At 26.2% G+C, this 3629-nt stretch carries 3 protein-coding genes and 1 pseudogene; 2 read left to right on the forward strand and 2 right to left on the reverse strand.

From position 1 onward, the window contains the following. Positions 1-1031 (forward strand): annotated as a pseudogene (locus AB2369_RS12315) (hypothetical protein); the annotation flags it as partial. 39 nt (positions 1032-1070) lie between these two features. On the opposite strand, the gene AB2369_RS12320 reads toward AB2369_RS12315, so the two are convergent. Next, complete coding sequence (locus tag AB2369_RS12320; RefSeq protein WP_367666771.1) at positions 1071-2630, reverse strand: ABC transporter substrate-binding protein; 1560 nt, start codon at positions 2628-2630, stop codon at positions 1071-1073. Between the two features lie 58 nt (positions 2631-2688). After that, positions 2689-3159: a restriction endonuclease gene (locus AB2369_RS12325; protein ID WP_367666772.1), complete on the reverse strand. Its 471-nt coding sequence runs from the start codon at positions 3157-3159 to the stop codon at positions 2689-2691. Positions 3160-3279: 120 nt separating this feature from the next. On the opposite strand from AB2369_RS12325, the gene AB2369_RS12330 reads away from it, so the two are divergent. Beyond that, positions 3280-3477: a hypothetical protein gene (locus AB2369_RS12330; RefSeq protein ID WP_367666773.1), complete on the forward strand. Its 198-nt coding sequence runs from the start codon at positions 3280-3282 to the stop codon at positions 3475-3477. The last annotated feature ends 152 nt before the right edge of the window (positions 3478-3629 follow it).

Below are 3629 nucleotides of genomic sequence, written 5' to 3' on the forward strand. Positions count from 1 at the left end.
GTAATTACTATTACTCTTTAGAAGGAAAAGATAGGTCTTTATACTCTCTTGGCGTTGTATATTCTCACATGGTTAAAGCCCAACTTGACTTTTACTACAAACATATGAAAAATGAAGACGGGATATTTATAGACAAGAGAAACGTTTCAGAAGGTTCCTCTAAGAATATGGTTCTAGAAAGTAAAGACGAACAATATAAAGCATCAGACCAAGGATTTATGATGTTAGCAAGTTATAAATATTCCTTAGATCCTAATTGTAGTGATAGAGAAAACTTTGAAAACTTTTCCTTGGATATATTAAATATGTTCTGTCACTATAGGGATGAACTTTATGACTTATCTAATGAGGATAGAGCTAAACTTTTATTATCTCTTAATCTCTTCTATAAAGAATCTAGGAATGAAAAATGCAAGGAACTTCTAATGGATGTTATGGATTATCATATTCAATGTTTTAATGAAGAGGATAGAATAGAAAATTTTGAGGACTCTGATGAATTATCTATGGATTTTATTAATATAAAACTTTTTATGAAGAGTACTGGTTTAGAACTTTTTACAAAAGAAGAATGTGAATTAAGCGAAGCAATAAAATTCTTATATGATGATAAACTTGGAGTATTAATTAAAAAAAGAGATAAAAAAGAATTTAAAATAACCTCTTCAAATGTGCTAATTTATCTCACAGCCTTACTTCTCTGCGAGGAAGAAGAGAAATTAAATAATACTATAGTAGATGCCTACAAAAGGCACTTAATATCCTCTGGTCTTGTAGGCTCCTGGCCTGATTGTCCGAACTTAGATAGTGTAGAAAGATATTTAAACTTTTCCTTAAAAGCAGAAGATTTATTAAGTGATGAAAATTTTAAACCAAACTCTATTCAAACTCCTGAAGTATCAGGTCTTGCCCCTGTGTTTTATAAAACTATCTATTTTAATACGAAAAAAGCTACCTTTACAAAAATAAAAAACTATTTTGACTCCCTTGAGAATATGCTTAGTTTTTTCATGGTTCTTTATTTTATGTAAATTAAAATGGTACTAAATTTTAGTACCATTTTTAATTTATTACTCATTATTCTTATTAACCTCTTTTAGTAATATATTATTATTTCCATCTAGTTCTGCTCCACTTATACTATTTGATACGGCATAACTTAGTGAATCATAGTATACAGGTATATATGTTATATCCTTTGATAAAATTGATGTAGAAGCTATAAAGTCTCTATCCTTTTCTAATATTGATTTATTTAATGTTTTATCGTACTCTGGATTATTATATTTACCTATATTATTTTTATTATCTTTTGTCCATAACTTGAAGAAGTCTTCTTTTTTAGAAGGATTATTGTAGTATTTTAGAGCTAAATCAAAATCTCCATTCTCTAGAGTTTTATCAAACTCCTCTTTATCTAAAAATTTCTTATTTATATTTAATTCCAACTGTTCCTTAAGTATCTTTTCTAATTCTTCTGCTATTAATTTATTTTTATTATCATTGAGAAAAACCATATTTATAACTGTTTTTTCGTCGTAGTCCATATCTTTAAATATTGACTTTATCTTAGATATATCTATATCATCTTTATATGCTCCTGAAGCCTGCATAACATCTGAAGTAGAATTTTTAAATGCCATATCTCCTCTTCCCTGTATAAGTCCGGCCTTTGCATAAAGGTCTTCCTCATTATAAAGAAGATTTACACTCTCATTTATTGCTTTTCTAAAATTAAAATTTCCTCCTAAGTCTCCTTTGCCGTGATTAAAAACTAAAGCAAACATATCTCCTGTAGGATAAAACTCTAACTTTCCCTTATTACTATCTATACTTGTTTCCTTAAGAGGTATATTGAATATAATATCTGATTTACCTGAGTTAAAGGATGCTAAAGCTTTTTCTGGACTATTTATAACTAGTTTAATTTCATCCTCTTCAACATTATCCCAATAACTATTATTTCTTTTTAATAATATAAATTCATTTTCCTTTAAACTATCTATAACATAAGATCCACTATATTCAATATCCTTATAACTACTTGTATAACTATATAACTTATTAAAATTCTTTCTTAATCTATAATTTGGTTTTGATAATGTTTTTAAAAACTCTTCATCAGGATGATTCATCCTTATCTTCAATGTTTTATTGTCTATGGAATTAATAGCTACGTCCTTAAAAGTACTTTTTCCCTCATTAAAGTCTTTTGCTCCATATATAGAATACAACTCACTTGCATAAGGATTTTTAAAGCTTGGATCTAATATATTTTTAAAAAATTCTACGAAATCTGATGCTAGTATTGGTTTTCCATTACTCCAATATATGTCATCCCTAAGCTTAAAGGTATATCCTATACCATCACTAGTCACCTCATAACTTTCTGCTAGGGATCCAACAATCTCTTTATTACTTCCCATGGTAACTAGTCCATCAAATAAAGCACATATTAAATCCTCACTTCTTTCCTTATCCCCTTCATTAATAGCTAAAGTTTTAGGAAATTCTTCCATACTGTATGTTAGAATAGTACTTTCTTCTTTATCTTCTATACTTTTCTTCTGTATACAACCTACCATAAATATCTGAAAAAATATCATGGTACACAAAATTACTTTCTTCATTAAATCACCTATCAATACTTTTTATCTAAAGTATTAACATTTTTATGATTATTAAACCTTAATTTGGAATATACATATAAAAATTTAATTGATTTGCTTTTATCTTTTGATTAAACTCAATATTCATCCAAACCTGCTTCTTTATAAAGTGAAATCCATCTTCTAAGGATATATTTAACTCTTCCTCTTTTGCAATTTGCCTAGCTTCTTTAGAAAATCTACCTGTAGTTATATATATTCCATTACTTAGTCCAAAGTCATTAAGCCTTCCTATAAAACTTATGATTTCATCTCCTCTTATAATTAAAGACTTATGAAATTTTAAAAGTACTTTTTTATTATTACACTTAATTATAACTTCTAATATATTTCTATCTTTTAAAATAGTCTTATGTTCTATTCCAAAGACCCAACAATTTCTGCTTATTACACTGTAAATTTCTTTTATACTTATAGTATTTAATTCTCTTAAACCTTGGTCAACCTTTCTTTTCCTCGCCTTATAGTAGATCTTATCTAGTATTTTCATAATTCACCTTTTTATATTGCTATACTCTATTATATGAACTAATAAAAAACTTTAATAACTACTTCTATTGTTTTATTTATGTTATAATTTTCTATATAATCTTTTAAGGAGGAGGTCTTTATGGTAACATTTCTTCAAATATTAACTATAATTGTTATCTTTCTTTTTATTGGTCTATCCATAGCAAGCTTTGTTATTTTAAATAAAATATTTTCTCAAATAAAATATAAAAACTATTTAATAGAAAAGCTTACCCATAATATTTATATCTTAGCTAAGAATTCATCAAATAAAATTGATAATAATGATAATAAATAAAAGGTCTGTCTATATATTTAAGACGGACCTTTTCCTTATATAATAGAAAATTTATAATTTAAACATTATTTTATGTACTACTTAAAACCTATAATTTTATTAAATTAAGCAAATATATAAATTAAACCTAAAACTATAAATCCTATGTTAGC

The sequence above is a fragment of the Clostridium sp. genome, assembly GCF_040797585.1.
Classification (GTDB): domain Bacteria; phylum Bacillota; class Clostridia; order Clostridiales; family Clostridiaceae; genus Clostridium_Z.